Raw genomic sequence first — 15,111 nt, 5'->3', positions numbered from 1 at the left:
CAGATCATGGCGCCACCATGATCTGAGCCGCGTGCGCCTTCAACTCCGCATTGGCCCAACGCAACTGACGCAACGTCTGCGGATGGCAGTGCTTCGCCGTGCCCAGCAGTTCCCGATCAGCCAGCGCCTGCGCGGTCTGCGCCAGAATCTCCCAGTCCAGCGAAACCCCGGCCGCGGTGCGGTGGATCGCGCGCAGATCACGCAACAACAACAGGGCCGGCGTGTGGTAACCACCGAGCAGTTCACTGCCCTTCTGCCGCAACGCCGCCACGATCGTGTCGTCGTCAGCCGGCTCCGGGTCCAGATCCAAGTCGTAGTCGTGACCCACCCGGGCCAGCTCCCGAACATGCTGCTGAGACCAACGGGCGAGGTCCCGGCCCAGGTGGAAGATCTCGTGATCCACCTTGTGCCGGTCCGACGCGTGCAGCAACTGCGCGGCCAGCTTGTTCTCCCCCCGGTGCAGTTCCCGAATCACCAGACCCACCTTGCTCACGACGCGCCTCCCATCCGCTCAACGGCAGTACCCGCCGCACCGCCCGACGTCTCCGGCACACCGGCGCGCACGGGACGCGAACCGGTCGTGGTGGGGGCGGCAGCGGGTGTGCCGTCACCGGCCGCGACCCGCTCCACCCGTGCGGCGCCGGCCTTGAACAACGGCTGTTTGGACGCCGGATCCCAATCGGTGATGGTGAGCTCGTTGGCGGCACGGCTCGGCCCGTCCCCGGGCTCGTGACCGCCCGGAGTGTCCCAATAGCCGTAGTGGAACGGCAAGAACACCACACCCGGCCGGATACCACTGACCCGCAACCGCGCCCGGACCACCCCGCGCGCGGTAGCGACTTCGAGCAGATCACCCTCACCGAAACCGTGCCGGCGCGCATCGGCATCCGACATCTCCACCCACACCTGCGGTGCCGCATCCTGCAACTGCGGTGCCCGCCCGGTCTTGGTTCGGGTGTGGAAGTGGTACAGCGTGCGCCCCGTGATCAGGTGATACGGGAAATCCGACGAGATCGGCTCGTGCGGTGGCAGGTACTCGGCAGCCTTGATGATCGCCTTGCCCAACGGATTCATCGCCCGGTACTCGGTGGGCTCCAGTGGTGCACCGGTCACCAGATCGCGCCCGTAGCTCTCGCACTCGTCCGCAGCGCTGAAGAAGTCACCGTCGGTGTAAAGACGTTCAGCCCCATCGGGATGTTCGGTGTTACAAGGCCATTGGATCCCACTGCCCCCACGCAATTTTTCATAGGACAACCCCGTGTAGTCACACGGACGCCCCCGCGTGCACCGCTTCCACGCCTCGAACGCCTCCTCCGGGGTGCGCCATTTCACCAGCGGCGCACCGTCCTTGTCGGTCAGACCCAGCCGCTGCGCGAAGTCGATGAAAATGTCGAGATCCGAGCGCGCCTGCCCCGGCGGGTCCACCGCCTGCTCCGACAGGTGCACCGTCCGATCGACATTGGTGAAGGTGCCGGTCTTCTCACCCCAGGCCGCCACGGGCAACACCACATCGGCCAGCTGCGCGGTCTCGGACAGGAACAGATCCTGCACCACCAGAAAGAGCCGATCCTGGGTGAGGATGTCGCGCACCCGCGCCAGCTCCGGCAGCGACACCGCCGGATTCGTACCGCTCACATGCAGAAACCGCAACGAACCGTCCTCGGCGTAGCGCATCATCTGCATCAGATGCGTGGGCGCGGTGTAATGCGGGATCCGCATCGGATCCACGTTCCACACCCGCGCCAAGTCCGCGATGTGCTCGTCATTGGCCCAGTTCCGGAACGCGGGCAGATCGCCGTCGGCCCCGCACTCACGGGTGTTCTGCGCCGTCGGCTGACCGTTCATCTGCAAGATCCCGCACCCCGGCCTGCCCAACATGCCGCGCACGAGGTGCACATTGTTCACCTGCACAGCAGCCGCGGTGGCCTGATGGGACTGATAGAAGCCCTGCAGAACCGTCGACAGCAACCGTTGGGCCCCGCCCAGCAGGCGAGCGGCGGCTCTCAAATCCTCCACCGGCACATCGCACACCCTCGCCACCCGCTCTGCCGAATAGTCCGCGAGCGCAGTGCGCAGTTCGTCGAAACCGACGGTGTGGGCGTCTATGTAGTCCTGGTCGATCCAGCCGTTGCCGATGATCTCGTGCAGCAGACCGTTCATCAACATCACGTTCGTGCCCGGACGCGGCGCCAGGTGCACGGTCGCGGCCCGTGCGACCGGAGTGCTGCGCGGATCCACGCACACGATCGCCGGCGGGTTCGGCCCCGCCAACCGGTCGAGCACCCGCGCCCACAACACCGTCTGGGTCTCGGCCATGTTGTGGCCGAATAGGGCGATCACATCGGCGTGATCGACGTCGGTGTAGGAACCGGGCTGCCCGTCGCAGGCGAAGGACTGCTTCAACGCCGCCGCCGCGGTCGCCGTGCACAACCGGGTGTTGCCGTCCATGTGATTGGTGCCGATACCGCCGTGCCCGATCAAGCCGAGCGTGTAGTACTCCTCCAGGAACAACTGCCCACTGGTGTAGAAACCGAGCGAGCTGGGCCCGCGCTCGTCCAGCAACTCCCGCGCGCGACCCACCACGGCCTCCATCGCGGTGTCCCAGTCCGTCTCGACGAGCCGCCCCTCGCGCCGGATCAGCGGCACGGTCAACCGATCCGCCGAGTTGTTGGCCTGCCACCCGAACAGGTCCTTGGGCCCCAGCCGCCCGTGATTCACCCGGTCGACCGCGCGGCCCCGCACTCCGACGATCCGTCCGTCCCGAACCGCCAGATCCAACCCGTCACCGTTGGAATGCAGCACCGAGGCCGACTGCACCCACGTATCGACCTCCTCTTCGACCACCCCCGATTCGAGGTAGGTGTCCACCCGAACAGGCCACGTCTGCCCACTGCCGTAAGGAGTCCGCGAACCCCACGGCTCGGCAATTCGATCCATATCGGTCACACTCGCGCCATGCCCGTCCCCGCCGAGTTGAAACTCCGCCGGTCACGGCGTCTGCTGGGTGGGGCACGCGTCGACCGGTACAGCCAGGTCCAATGTCCCCGCGTTCTCGAACGTGAACCGCATGTCCACGTTGCGGCCAGGCTGCACCCATTCCTCGAGCTGCCGCACCCGCACGGCGATCGGCTCCGACGCATCGGGCTGCTCGATCGGCTGCCCGGCGGCCAAACCGCCCCCGGCCGCAACCACCAGCTTCTCGGGCTCGCCGGGCAGCTGCACCGACGCCGCCGCATCGGTCTCGATCTTCGTGAGCCGGTCCGCGACGTCACCACGGTTGGTCGCGGTGAACGACAGTTCGGCCGGACCGTCGTGCTGCACCACGCACGTCCCCGCCTCCACGTCGGGAACCAGATAGGCGTTCTGCACGGTGATCGCCCCGACCACGCCCTCGCTGCCGCGGGCGTGCGACGAGTTCTCCCCTGCCTCGTCCGCACACCCGGCCGCCGCGACCGCGATCGACAACGCCGTCACCATCAACATCCGTCGACTGGAAACCATGCCCAGCGAGTAGCCGGATTCGCCGATCTCAATCCGCGCGGGAGGCACGGAAAAGCCGTGGAACCGGGCATCATGATCTATAACGAACAAAACGTGTCGGTCGTCACTACGAGGGCTGTCATGTTGGCAACCGCCGTGATCAAAACGTTAGGGTTCAGGCATGGTACGTACCGGAGCAGCAACCACAGACCCGGACGAACCGAATGTTCCTCTCCCCCAGCAGCATCCGGCACGTCTCGAACTCGTCGGCGATTCGCCCGACCCCACCGCCACCCCGGCCGAACCGGTCGACGACCACTTCCCACGCCTCGGCGACACCAGCTTTCTCACCGGCGCGGCACGGCACCGGCTCGCCGCGTTCATCCACACCAAGCTCGCCGAACTGGAAGAACTGCCGTGAATGCCGGCCCGATGACTAGGCTCACGAGCCGAAGGACATCGGCAACGGACTGATCCACCCGAGGAGTGGCGACGTGAGCGGCAGCGACACGGCAGTCGTACTTCCCGAACAGGTACGCACCGAACTGCGCCGAGGCGTACGCAGCGTCCTGATCGACACCGCCGCGCTACGCCTGGTCCGCGAACGCTTCGACGACGCCCAAGCCGGTGCGCTGCGCCGCTACCTGGAAGCATCCCAGTCGGCGAACACGCTGCGCGCCTACCGCACCGACTGGATCGCCTGGGCCGCCTGGTGCGCGACCGAACACCGGCAGGCCCTGCCCGCCGACCCGCTCGACGTCGCGGTCTACCTCGCCGCGGCCGCCGACGCCCGACGTGACAACGGCACCTGGGCGTTCAGCCCCGCCACCCTGGACCGCAAGTCCGCGGCCATCGCCGCCGTCCACGCCGCCAACGGACTGGCCTCGCCCACCCGTTCCGACGTCGTCAGGCTCACCCTGCGCGGCATCCGCCGCACCCGCCGCTCCACCCCCACCCGCAAACGGCCGGTCCTGCTGCACACCCTCGATCAGCTCCTCGCGCAACTCCCCGCACCCGGCTGGCCCGCCGAACCCGCCCGCCGCCGCGACGCCCTGGCACTGCTGGTCGGCTTCGCCGGCGCGCTGCGCCGCAGCGAACTCGCCGCCCTGCGGATCAGCGACGTGCATGCCCGCACCGACCACACCACCGGCGAACCACTGCTCGTCGTGCACCTGCCCACCACCAAAACCGACCCCACCGGTGTGGCCGAGCAACGCATCGCACTGCCCCGCGGCAAACACCCACACACCTGCCCGGTGTGCGCGTTCGCCGACTGGGTCCGGCTACTCGAGGTCCATGCCGAGGCAGGCGACCAGGGCGCCCGAGAGTTGGCACACGCGAACCTCGCCGATGACACCGCCATCCACCGCTGCCACGGCTTCACAGGCACCCCACTGAGCGCCGACCCGCTGCGCCCCCTGTTCCCCACGATCAACCGGCACGGCTCCATCGGCGCCACGGCCCTGTCCGGGCGCGCGGTCGCCGAACTCGTCAAGCGCTACGCCGCCCGCGCGGGCCTGGACCCCACCCTGTTCTCCGGGCATTCCCTGCGCGCCGGCTTCGCCACCCAGGCCGCTCTCGGCGGCGCCAGCGACCGCGAGATCATGCGGCAGGGCCGCTGGGCGAACCCACGCACCGTGCACGGCTACATTCGCACCGCCAACCCCCTCGAAGACAACGCCGTCACCAAACTCGGCCTCTGACACGCGCGTTCGCGCTGCGGGCGCGATCGCCTACGTGCGATACCAGTCTTGACCTATACATACGGTCGTATGTATTCTTTTCTCCATGGATGCCGCCCCATCCGGCCGGACGAGCGATCAGAGGACGACCATGGACAGTCACCGCATGTTCGAGCTGGCACAGGACCTGGCCGTGGCGAAGAGCAGGCAGGACCTGCCCGCAGCGCTGCGACTGCTGCACCCGGACATCCTGCTGGAAAGCCCGGCATTCGGGACGACAGCCCGGGGGCTGTCGGAGAACGAACGCGCGCTGGCACGGTTCTTCGCGTCCTTTCCGGACTATCAGATCGAGCTGGCCGGGCACGCGGACAACGATGAAACGCTCGTGTGCTGGGGTACCGCACGAATGACCCTGACCGGCAACAGATTCGGAGTCACCCCCAACGGCAGGCGGGCGGAGGTTCCGGTGTTCATCACGTTCACCTTCGCTGACGACCTGATCGCCGGTGAACGATTCTTTTTCGACCTGTCGGTCCTGTGCGCGCAGTCGGGGGTGTCCACCGACGCGGTGCGACACACCCTGTTCGGCACCACCGAGCTGGAAGGAGCCCGGAAATGACCATCGAAACGCGCATCAGGCCTGTCGAGACAACCCGGACCGCGCCACTGTTCGACATCGTGGTGGACCTGAACCGCCCGGTGCGCTTCGGCGACGACGGCCCGCTGGGCCGCCGCGTACTCTACGGTGCGGCCGGAGGATCGTTCCAGGGCCCACGGCTGCGGGGTGAAGTGGTCGCGGGTGGTGGCGACTGGGCGCTGCACCGACCCGACGGCACGATGCTGCTCGATGTCCGGCTGACCCTGCGCACCGACGATGGCGAGTCGCTACTCATGACCTATCAGGGCCGCTGGGTGATCCCGCCGGACGTGCGCACCGAGATGGCCGACCCGGCCACCCGGCACCGAATCGACCCGGCGCGGTACTACTTCCGCACGAACCCGCTGTTCGAAACCGGGTCCACCCGCTACGCCTGGCTCAACGACATCGTCACGGTCGGCACGGGATACCTGGTCGACGGCGGTGTCGCGTACCACGTCGAGCACGTGTTGTGACGGACGCACCGAGCAGCGATCGGCGTCGGCAGCGGGGGGCGCGGTCACGGCAGATCATCACCCGGCATGCGGTCGATGTCGCCTCGCTGGACGGCCTCGGCTGCCTCAGCTTCGGACGCCTCGCCGATGACCTCGACATCAGCAAAGCGGGAATCCAGACGTTGTTCCGCACCAAGCAGAACCTGCAGCTGTGCACTGTCGAAACCGCCCGCGAGGTCTTCGTCGACGCGGTCATCCGCCCAGCGCAGGAAGCGCCGGAGGGCGCGCCCCGACTGCGCGCCCTCCTCGAACAGTGGATTGCTTATGTCGCGCAACCGCTGTTCCCCGGCGGGTGCTTCTGGAACGCCAATCTCGCGGAGTTCGACAGTCACCCCGGGCCGATCCGCGACGTACTCGTGCAGCAGCGTCACGACTGGCTCGCCATCCTGGCACGCCAGCTCGAACACGCCGTCGCGGGCCGACCGCTTCCGGAAACCGACATCGACCTGGCCGTCTTCCAGCTCGACGCCGCCCTCAACGCCACCAACACCGCCCTACGGCTCGGCGAATCCGATGGCGTCGAGAAACTGCGACGTGTGCTCGACGGCCTCCTACCACCGAACCCCACGTCCGCGAACGTACTGTGAATCCCGAATCGAATCACCAAGTGCTCCAACGCCTTCGCCGCCCGATGTGCGGGCTCCCGAAGGCGACCCCTCAGAAGCAGACAATGGTGATCCGACGTGTGAGACTCAGTTCGGCCTCACACGCGGATCGGACGTCGACAGGCACAGGTGAAATGAGTGACTCCGGAGTTGTCGTGCATGCGCAACAGCGTCGCAGCCCGCACCGGTCCACCACTTGAACAAACCTGCTACGAATCACGACCGGGCTCGTCCACCAACCGCAGATGTCCGAAGTCCGACGGTGCCGCGCCGAACATGCTGTGGCAGACCCGGTTCAGGTGCGCGCTGTCGGCGAATCCGGCACCGTGGGCGGCCTCGGTGAGAGTCCGTCCCGCGGCGACCAGCCGGACCGCTCGCTGCATCCGTAGCCAGCGCACGTACGCCCGGAAGGGAAGTCCCACTTCAGCGGAGAACAAGTGCGCCAGCCGGCTCTCGGACAGCTGAACCCGCCGGGCGACCTCGCCGAGTCGCACCGGGCCCTCGGCCAGAAGCTCGGGCAGTTCCGCCCGGGCTCGGCGCAACGCCGGGTGCCAGGTGGTGCGGACCGGCTCCACCGCACCGGCGGCAACAGCCGCCGTCCGGATCGGGTCTGCGGCGAACCGGGCACCGTGACGCACCCAGACATCGACCGTGTCCGCAGGTTCAGGACACAGGACCGTCGCCACAGCCGCTTCGGGGGCCACGTGGATCAGCGTCGACGCGCCAGCACCCTGGACCACTCGATGGCTCGTGTTCGGCGGGATCACGACGGCCCGGCAGCTCGATGTGGCGCCGTGGGCGTCGCCGATACGGAACGTGGATTCACTCGTCAATACCTGCACCGTGTGGTGCGCGTGCAACGCCGTGGCTCCGACCTCGCCCGTCATCATCATCAAACCGGGCCGCAGCAGCATGGTGCCGGCCCATCCGTTCGCACCGGTCATCTATTCGGCGTCACCGGTCGCTGATCCGATCCAGCCGGAAGATGCGGAACTCGCGACCGCCCGAGAGCTGGAACTCCATCTCGTAGCCCGGCCAGAACTCCACGACCTGGTCCCACACCCGCTTACGCTCCACGCCGGTGACCTCGCTGACTGACACCGGAAACGCGGCACTCCCGTCGTAGCGCACCGAGGCGGTGCGCGCGGCACGCAGATTGGCCGACCAAGCCGGGTGCTTCGGCTTACCCCAGTTCGAACCGACGAGATAGAACCCGTCACCGTCGGGAACGCACAGCAGCGAGGTGGTGCGGGGCAACCCGGTCTTGCGACCGACCACCGTCACCTCGATCGATGGCAGCCCGGCCAGATCCAGTACGCCCCATCTCCCACCACTGAGCCTGCGCACCCATCGCTCGGCGGGCAACACGACGCCGGCTCCGTGCATCGCCCAGGGCTGTGCGGCGATCATGCGCGCGACATTCGGCAAGGGATTCCATACCATCCTCGAATCCTGGCTCGAGGACACCGAATCGGCCGACTCACGAGGTGCTCCTGAGAGGCAACTCACTCGGCTGGCCGCCCCTGGCCTTCCTTGTAGCTGGGTTGATTTGGTTGGCACATGTTGGTTGGTGCCCACTGGTGGTACCTAAGGAGAAAGACATAGTTAGATGCGCATATCTACGTATGGTGATGTTATTTTTGCCAGATTGCCCGCCTTGGTCGGCTCATCCGACCGGCCTGATTTCCCCCGCTGCCCAGATCGGTGCCGCACACTGGATCAACGCCCCTCCGCCACTACCCCGCAGGAGCCCCATGCCCTCCCCCACCGGCCGACGGATCCTCGCGACGATCGCCCTGGCCGTGGCAGCGACCCTCGCAGCCGGCCACTCCCCCGCTCTCGGCCGGCCGCCCGCGCAGCTCGCACCGTTGGCACCCGACTTCCTCTGGGGCGTAGCCGCTTCGGGATTTCAGGCCGAAGGCGATGCGCCGGACAGCAATTGGCGCCGTTACGCCGAGTCGGATCCGGCGAAAGATCCCTATCTGAACTCCGTGGACTTCCGGCAGTACTACCGCTCCGACATCGCACTGGCCGCCGACCTCGGTGTGCGCGTGTACCGCATCGGCATCGAATGGGCTCGCCTGCAACCGCAGCCAGGAGTATGGGACGAGGCCGCCTTCGCCTTCTACACCGACGTGATCGAGACGATCACCGATGCCGGGATGCGCCCGATGCTCACACTCGATCACTGGGTCTACCCCGGCTGGGCAGCCGACCGCGGTGGCTGGCGCGACCCGGGCAGCGTCGGGAACTGGCTGACCAACGCCCGCCGCGTCGTCGACCGCTTCGCCGCCGCCGACCCGCTGTGGGTGACATTCAACGAACCCACGGTGTACCTGCTCAACGAGCTGCGCAACGGCGGCATCGGTCCAGGTGATGTGTTCACCATGGGGGAACGGATCGCCCAGGCGCACAACAGCATCTACGACTACATCCACACCGTGCACCCCGGCGCCCTGGTGACGAGCAATCTCGCCTACATCCCCGCCGTCGACGACGCGATCAGCGGTCCACTGCTCGAGCTGATCTCGGCCCGCCTGGACTACATCGGCATCGACTACTACTACGGCCTGTCCCCCAGCCAGCTGCCGACACTCGATATCGACGAGCTCTGGACGATGCCGTTGCAGTCCGAGGGCATCTACTACGCGCTCGATCACTACGCGCGGAAGTTTCCCGGTCGCCCGCTCTACATCGTGGAGAACGGCATGCCGACCGAGAACGGTCTGCCCCGCGCCGACGGTTACACCCGCGCCGACTCCCTGCGTGACACCGTCTACTGGCTGCAACGCGCCGTCGCCGACGGCATCCCCCTGCTCGGCTACAACTACTGGAGCCTCACCGACAACTACGAATGGGGTTCCTACACACCACGTTTCGGTCTCTACACGGTGGACGTGCTGACCGATCCCACGCTCACCCGCCGACCCACCGACGCCGTGGCGGCCTACCGGGCGATCACCGCGGCGGGCGGAGTACCCACCGACTATCGACCGACGCGCGCGCCGGTTCCGTGTTCGCTCGTCGACGCACTGCGCAGTTGCACCGATCCGGTATCCGTCCCGCAGTAGCGGTGGGCGGCGGCGACGGTTGCTTTACACTCGGGCGGGTGTCGAGCGCAACGTCACGACCCGCCAGCGCCGTGAGCGGCAGACAAGCTCGGTGGCAGCCGCACAACGACAGCCGCCGGGAGCGGATCGTGCTGTCGGGGATCGAGCTGATCGAGCAGGCGCCCGCCGGCGTGGAAGTACCGATCGTGCAGATCGCCGAGCACGCGGGCCTGGCGAAGTCGGTGGTGTACCGGCAGTTCGCCGGCCGGGACGAACTGGACCGGCGGATCCGGCGCGAGATCGCCGACCGCTTCGTCACCGAGATCGAGGACGCGCTCGACATCGGTGACGGTTCGATCCATGAAATCCTCGTGCGCACCGTCGGCGCGGTGGTCACCTGGGTGCAGGTGCATCCGCGTCTGCACGACTTCCTGCGCACCGGCCCTTCGGAGGCCGGTACCGACGTCGACGCGATGAGCGCGCTGATCGCCACGATCGCCGCGTCGACCAGAGCACTGGTGACCGGTTTGGCCGGCGTCGTCGGTGTGGCCGACGACGGCTCGGCCGACGCGATGACCTTCGCGATCGTCTCGATGACCGAGGCCACCGTCACCCGCTGGGCCAACGATCCGGACCCGGTGCTCACCAGGGATCAGCTGATCGAAGAGGTCTCCTCCTACGCCTGGCACGTGGTCGACGGCGTCGCCCGCCGCCACGGTCTCACCCTGGATCCCGAGCAGCCGCTCACCACCGTCATCACCCAGCTGGCGACCGGCTGAGCCCACCGGTCGCCGACTGGGATCGATTCACGCGCTGCGGCGGGCGCTGCGTTCGGGTTCGCTGCGATAGCGCGAGACCGGACCGTCCACGCCGAGCGCCTTCCACATCCGCTTGGCGGCCGGGTTCATCAATTCGAGGTCCTCGGCCAGTTTGCGCATGTCACCGAAGTAGCCCGACAGGATCTTCTGCGAGTGTTCCGACTTCCAGAACGCCTGCTGGATCACCTCGCGCGGGATACCGAACTCGGTGGCGAACGAGCGCGGCGGCGCCATGATCTCCCCGGCCAGCCAGCGCATCGCGATGGGGAAGGCCACCGAACACACACCGCGGTTGAACTTGCCCATCTGCCCGATGTGGGCGGCGAGGAAGTCACCGGCGAAGGAGATGTGGCGCGCTTCCTCGGCGATGTGGATCTGCATGGTCCGCAGCACCAGCGGCGGCATGTGCGCGCCTTCGCGGATCACGGCCTTCTGGTAGTGGTCGATCGGTTCCTCGCCGCCGAGGATGCCGATGAACAGGATCGCGTGCGCGTAGCCGCCGGCCACGCCGATCAGCGGGGACAGGGCCCGGAACAGCGGTCGCATGCCCGGCACGTCGACGCCGATGCGGTTCACCAGTTCCTGGAACATCTGGATGTGGTTGCACTCTTCGGTCATCTCGTGCAAGCAGTACCGGAACTCGGGCGAGCCGTTGGGCAGCTTCATGATGTATTGCATCATCCCGCGGATGAGCACGCTCTCGAAGGCGGCGCCGACCTTGATCACATTGGCGGTACGCCACTTGCCGATCGCGATCTGCTTGTCGAGTGGCTGGTTCTGGTACCACTGTGTGGCGCCCAGCGGGTCGACGTCCGGGGAAAGGACCCAGCGCGGGTCGTTCGGGTCCAGAGCGAGCTCGGGGGCATCCCAATCGATGTCGAGGTAGGGATCGAAATTCCGGTCGACAGATCCCTGGGACAGGGTTGCCAACGCCTCTCGATACTCCTCGGTGATGAGTGCGCCACGGCTCGATTCGGTCAGCGTCATCGGTGCCTCCTCGGTTCGCTTCGGTGCGCGCCACTGTTGCAGTCGTCACACCGTTGACCCAGAATAACTGAGACTCACAGTCTCAAACAACCCCGGGCGCAGGTGTGTCACTCCTCCGGCAACAGCGACCCATCATCCTCCAAAACCTCGTCAGGCCGTCCCTGGGCCGTGGCAGGCTGGATCCGCTCGAACCAAGCATCCGTTGCGCTCCTCGACCGCGGTGCACTCGTCGGCATCAGATGGGTGTACGTCCGCAACGTCACCGCCGCGTCCTCATGCCCCAAATAGTCCGCCAACTCCCGCACCGACACACCGCCAGCTAACTGCTGGCTTGCATACAGGTGCCGCAACGCATGCAACCCGTCCAACTGCCGACGGCGATCCAACCCCGCCTCCGCGAACGCCTTGTCCCACGGCCCCTGCAGGAACCGAGTCACGTACCACGGCTCACCCTCCTCATCGGTGATCAGCAACTCCACCGTGACCCGCTCACCATCCAACACCTGCCACGGCAGCGTCACCGCCACCGGCGGAAACTGCTCCATATGCTCGTCGATCGCCCGCAGCTCAGATTTCGACAACGGCACCTGCCGGGTCTTGTTGGCCTTCGGCAGCGAGAACACCACACCACCGACGACACGCTTGGTTTGACGACCAACATTGATCACCATGTCGCGGCGATCGATGTCCGCCGGGGACAACCCCAACATCTCCCCGGCCCGCTGGCCGGACCCCACCCCTATCGGCACGACGATCTTGCACCGGTCTGCGAGCCCACCCCACACCGCATCGACCCGGTCACGGGACCACGGGATGTAGAGCCGCTTGGGCACACGGGGCACCTGAGCCTCTTTGGCTTTGCAGGGGTTGTCCAAGATCAATCGCTCCGACACTGCCAGAGCGAAAATGCCGTTCAACGCCTGGAATGACTGCAGCTTGTAGATCGGGCTGAGAGGGCGCCCCTTGTGCGCCCCGTCGCGTTTCCCGCCGTATCGGCGTTCGTTGAGCCACTGGGTCCAGTCACGCAACATGGAGGGTGCCGCCGCAGCTTCGATCGTCTTGCCTGCAAAGAAGGGCCGGATGTTGTTGTCGAGGTGGGCGTTCTTGGTGTCCCGAGACGCCGGGTCCGGTGAGGTGGTCTTCACCCACTCGGCGGCAACGTCGTCAAATGGGCGCCGGCCCGCTTTCGGGTCGATGTATTTGCGGTCGAGGATGGAGTTGTCGATGAAGGTTTGGAACTCTTGAGCTTCGCGCTTCTTTCCGTCCGGGAACGACTTTGAGGTTTCCTTCTGCCCTGGTGGCGTCCAGACGACCTTGTACCGCATGCCCTTGCCGAAGCCGGGCTTCTTGAATCGGATCTTCTTCTTCGGGTTGTTGGGGTCGGGTTCCTCGCCCCACCACTGGTCCTTGATGTGGCTCATTTCAGGCGGCCTCTTCTTCCCGCTCGTCGAGCCAGAGCTCGACGGTCTTGGGTCGCCATCGCAGCGACTTGCCGACCTTGATGGCGCGCGGCCCTAGGCCGGACTTGCGCCACTCGTAGATGGTGTCCTTCGGCACGTCGAGGTAGGTGGCGAGCTCGTCGATCCGCCATAGGCATTCGACCGGAAGGGTCGACACGGTAGCGGTGGGTTTCGTAGGTGTTGGTGTGGTGTTCCTGGGCATTGGCACCCCTTACGTCGGCACTAGTGGATTACAATGCAGATTACACTGTGCATTGCATTTCACAAGGTCGGCGTGGAAGAATCCCAGAGGAGGCCACGCCGGGTTTCGCCATGCCTGTTCGCGACGGATGCCGCCGTCGTACACTCCCTGAATCAACCCGAGCCAGGGGGCACGCCATGACCTTTCCGCAGCAGCAGCCGCCCGGCATGCCGCCGCCCGCGGTGACAACCCAGTCACCCGGCAAACCAGCGCCGCTGATCCCCCACTGGCTCACCGTGTGCCTGGCGGGCGGCTTGCTGTTCGCCTACATGTCCGCCAACAACTTCACGTCCGGTGAGGCGGTCGGGTTAGCCATCGTGCTCGGGTTCGGAGCCTTGGTCGTACTGATGATTCGTGCACTGGTGAGGATCGGCGATAAACGACCGGACCCGGTGGTCGTGAACACGTTCGCAGCGCATCCACCGGCGGGTTGGTACGTCGACCCTCAGGGGGTGACGCGCTGGTTCGATGGGGAGAAGTGGTGCGAGCAGGTGCAGCCGCCGATTGGGCAGTGAGACACCACAGCAGCCCCCAACCTCGGAAGGTTGGGGGCTGCTTTGTGTCTGCGCCGGTTAGGTGACTGTCAGGAATGTGCCTGATGCGGTCAGGGTGCCGGGGCTGGTGCTGCCGGACATCTGCAATGCGATTGCGGTGATGCCCGAGAGGTTGACGCCGGTGACGGTCACTGTGACCGTGCCGGTCGGGGCTGACGTAACCGCCGCCCCAGGTGATCCGATCACGTTGCCGAGTTGGTCGACGACCCGCAGTTGGTGGGATTGGCCGAAACCGTTGTTGGTGTAGGCGGCTTGGCCACTGATCGTGGCGTCCGACTTCGACCCCTGCATGACCAGTCGATGCGACGCATCCACCGAGCTACCGGGGTAGGTGCCGGTGTTGGGAACCCAGCTCTGGATGGTGACCCACCCAGATGAGTTCGTCCACGACACGTTGCCGCTTTTCGTCATCCCGGACGGGAAGAACGACACCGCTGCAGCACCGAGAGCGCCGGCACCGGTGAACGGTGCGGTTGAGGATGCGACGACTGGTGCTGTGGTGGCCCCTTCTGCGGTGAAGATGGCTGCGGTGGACCCGTAGGTTGCGGTCGACAGGTTTGTGGTTGCCGTGAACTGTGCGTCCGCGACGGGGGCCGTGTTCGCTGCGAGTTGACCTTCCGCGGTGAACGGTGAGACCGCGGCACTGGTGGGGATCAGCATCTCCCCGACCGCGGTGAAGTCAGCGCCGGGTGCCGGTGACTGTGTGCCGGCGAGGAGTGTGTCGGCGGTGAATTGGGCGTAGGTGACGGGTGCTGCGGCAGCGGTGAGTGCGCCGTTGGTGTCCGCGTCGGCGGTGAGCCTGTCGGTGGGGATGACGAGCGTGCCTTCGGCGGTGAACGGGGCTGCCGGTGCTGGCGTTTGGGTTCCGGTGAGTGTCCCGGTGGTGGTGAATGCTGCTGTGGTGGTGGGGGTTGTGGTGGCGGCCAGGATGCCTTCGGCGGTGGATGCGGCGATCGGTGGCGGGATGTAGAAGCGGCCGGGGAGGCGGGCGCGGGTGCCGGTGGGTAGTCCCGCCTGTGTGGTGCCGCCGTCTGGCAGGGCCGCTTCCCATCGTGTTCTGGTGGGGAGCGGGACAGCCATGG

Annotated in this window: 17 protein-coding genes; 8 read left to right on the top strand and 9 right to left on the bottom strand. The window is 66.6% G+C overall.

Going from position 1 to position 15,111, the window contains the following annotated elements:
* Nucleotides 1-4: 4 nt before the first annotated feature.
* The 3 genes from ACFO5K_RS04780 to ACFO5K_RS04770 are packed head-to-tail and all read right to left on the bottom strand — an operon-like array spanning nucleotide 5 to nucleotide 3,501.
* Nucleotides 5-493, bottom strand: a complete 489-nt coding sequence (locus ACFO5K_RS04780) for a hypothetical protein (RefSeq protein WP_378556215.1) — start codon at nucleotides 491-493, stop codon at nucleotides 5-7.
* On the bottom strand, nucleotides 490-2,937 hold the full coding sequence (locus ACFO5K_RS04775) for a molybdopterin oxidoreductase family protein (protein ID WP_378556212.1): 2,448 nt from the start codon (nucleotides 2,935-2,937) through the stop codon (nucleotides 490-492). Before ACFO5K_RS04775 ends, ACFO5K_RS04780 begins: the two co-directional genes overlap by 4 nt.
* Nucleotides 2,938-2,988: 51 nt before the next feature.
* Nucleotides 2,989-3,501, bottom strand: a complete 513-nt coding sequence (locus ACFO5K_RS04770; protein WP_378556209.1) for a hypothetical protein — start codon at nucleotides 3,499-3,501, stop codon at nucleotides 2,989-2,991.
* Nucleotides 3,502-3,661: 160 nt separating this feature from the next.
* Between ACFO5K_RS04770 and ACFO5K_RS04765 the strand changes: the two genes are divergently transcribed.
* The 5 genes from ACFO5K_RS04765 to ACFO5K_RS04745 all read left to right on the top strand — a co-directional run bounded on the left by ACFO5K_RS04765 (nucleotide 3,662) and on the right by ACFO5K_RS04745 (nucleotide 6,901).
* Nucleotides 3,662-3,901 (top strand): hypothetical protein, encoded by a 240-nt coding sequence (locus ACFO5K_RS04765; RefSeq protein ID WP_378556206.1) that lies wholly within the window; start codon nucleotides 3,662-3,664, stop codon nucleotides 3,899-3,901.
* Nucleotides 3,902-3,974: 73 nt separating this feature from the next.
* Nucleotides 3,975-5,183, top strand: coding sequence for a site-specific integrase (locus tag ACFO5K_RS04760; protein WP_378556203.1), 1,209 nt, complete (start codon nucleotides 3,975-3,977; stop codon nucleotides 5,181-5,183).
* Between the two features lie 145 nt (nucleotides 5,184-5,328).
* Nucleotides 5,329-5,781, top strand: coding sequence for an ester cyclase (locus ACFO5K_RS04755; protein ID WP_378556200.1), 453 nt, complete (start codon nucleotides 5,329-5,331; stop codon nucleotides 5,779-5,781).
* On the top strand, nucleotides 5,778-6,275 hold the full coding sequence (locus ACFO5K_RS04750; RefSeq protein ID WP_378556198.1) for a DUF3237 domain-containing protein: 498 nt from the start codon (nucleotides 5,778-5,780) through the stop codon (nucleotides 6,273-6,275). Before ACFO5K_RS04755 ends, ACFO5K_RS04750 begins: the two co-directional genes overlap by 4 nt.
* A complete protein-coding gene (locus tag ACFO5K_RS04745) occupies nucleotides 6,272-6,901 on the top strand; it encodes a TetR family transcriptional regulator C-terminal domain-containing protein (RefSeq protein WP_378556195.1) in 630 nt (209 codons plus the stop codon). Before ACFO5K_RS04750 ends, ACFO5K_RS04745 begins: the two co-directional genes overlap by 4 nt.
* A gap of 227 nt (nucleotides 6,902-7,128) precedes the next feature.
* Here the strand turns inward: ACFO5K_RS04745 and ACFO5K_RS04740 are convergent, their stop codons facing one another.
* The gene (locus ACFO5K_RS04740) at nucleotides 7,129-7,863 is read right to left on the bottom strand and encodes a helix-turn-helix transcriptional regulator (protein ID WP_378556192.1); all 735 of its coding nucleotides are present in this window, start codon (nucleotides 7,861-7,863) and stop codon (nucleotides 7,129-7,131) included.
* A gap of 10 nt (nucleotides 7,864-7,873) precedes the next feature.
* Complete coding sequence (locus ACFO5K_RS04735) at nucleotides 7,874-8,362, bottom strand: nitroreductase family deazaflavin-dependent oxidoreductase (RefSeq protein WP_378556189.1); 489 nt, start codon at nucleotides 8,360-8,362, stop codon at nucleotides 7,874-7,876.
* Between the two features lie 311 nt (nucleotides 8,363-8,673).
* Here ACFO5K_RS04735 and ACFO5K_RS04730 point away from each other — a divergent pair, with 311 nt between their 5' ends.
* The gene (locus ACFO5K_RS04730; RefSeq protein ID WP_378556186.1) at nucleotides 8,674-9,990 is read left to right on the top strand and encodes a family 1 glycosylhydrolase; all 1,317 of its coding nucleotides are present in this window, start codon (nucleotides 8,674-8,676) and stop codon (nucleotides 9,988-9,990) included.
* Between the two features lie 38 nt (nucleotides 9,991-10,028).
* Nucleotides 10,029-10,748 carry a TetR/AcrR family transcriptional regulator gene (locus ACFO5K_RS04725; RefSeq protein ID WP_378556183.1) on the top strand — a complete coding sequence of 240 codons (720 nt, stop codon included), beginning with the start codon at nucleotides 10,029-10,031 and terminating at the stop codon, nucleotides 10,746-10,748.
* A gap of 27 nt (nucleotides 10,749-10,775) precedes the next feature.
* On the opposite strand, the gene ACFO5K_RS04720 is transcribed toward ACFO5K_RS04725, so the two are convergent.
* From ACFO5K_RS04720 to ACFO5K_RS04710, 3 genes are all read right to left on the bottom strand, one after another.
* The gene (locus ACFO5K_RS04720; protein WP_378556180.1) at nucleotides 10,776-11,774 is read right to left on the bottom strand and encodes an AurF N-oxygenase family protein; all 999 of its coding nucleotides are present in this window, start codon (nucleotides 11,772-11,774) and stop codon (nucleotides 10,776-10,778) included.
* Between the two features lie 107 nt (nucleotides 11,775-11,881).
* Entirely contained in the window at nucleotides 11,882-13,195 is a 1,314-nt protein-coding gene (locus ACFO5K_RS04715) for a tyrosine-type recombinase/integrase (protein ID WP_378556177.1), read from the bottom strand.
* Between the two features lies 1 nt (nucleotide 13,196).
* Nucleotides 13,197-13,391 (bottom strand): helix-turn-helix transcriptional regulator, encoded by a 195-nt coding sequence (locus ACFO5K_RS04710; RefSeq protein WP_378556174.1) that lies wholly within the window; start codon nucleotides 13,389-13,391, stop codon nucleotides 13,197-13,199.
* A gap of 221 nt (nucleotides 13,392-13,612) precedes the next feature.
* On the opposite strand from ACFO5K_RS04710, the gene ACFO5K_RS04705 reads away from it, so the two are divergent.
* Entirely contained in the window at nucleotides 13,613-13,990 is a 378-nt protein-coding gene (locus ACFO5K_RS04705; RefSeq protein ID WP_378556171.1) for a DUF2510 domain-containing protein, read from the top strand.
* 57 nt (nucleotides 13,991-14,047) lie between these two features.
* On the opposite strand, the gene ACFO5K_RS04700 is transcribed toward ACFO5K_RS04705, so the two are convergent.
* On the bottom strand, nucleotides 14,048-15,109 hold the full coding sequence (locus tag ACFO5K_RS04700) for a hypothetical protein (protein ID WP_378556168.1): 1,062 nt from the start codon (nucleotides 15,107-15,109) through the stop codon (nucleotides 14,048-14,050).
* Nucleotides 15,110-15,111 lie beyond the last annotated feature (2 nt).

Origin of the sequence: Nocardia halotolerans, from assembly GCF_042650145.1 — a bacterium.
GTDB lineage: Bacteria > Actinomycetota > Actinomycetes > Mycobacteriales > Mycobacteriaceae > Nocardia > Nocardia halotolerans.
Note: the sequence above shows the minus strand (reverse complement) of the source record. Positions and strands in the feature narration are given on the sequence as shown.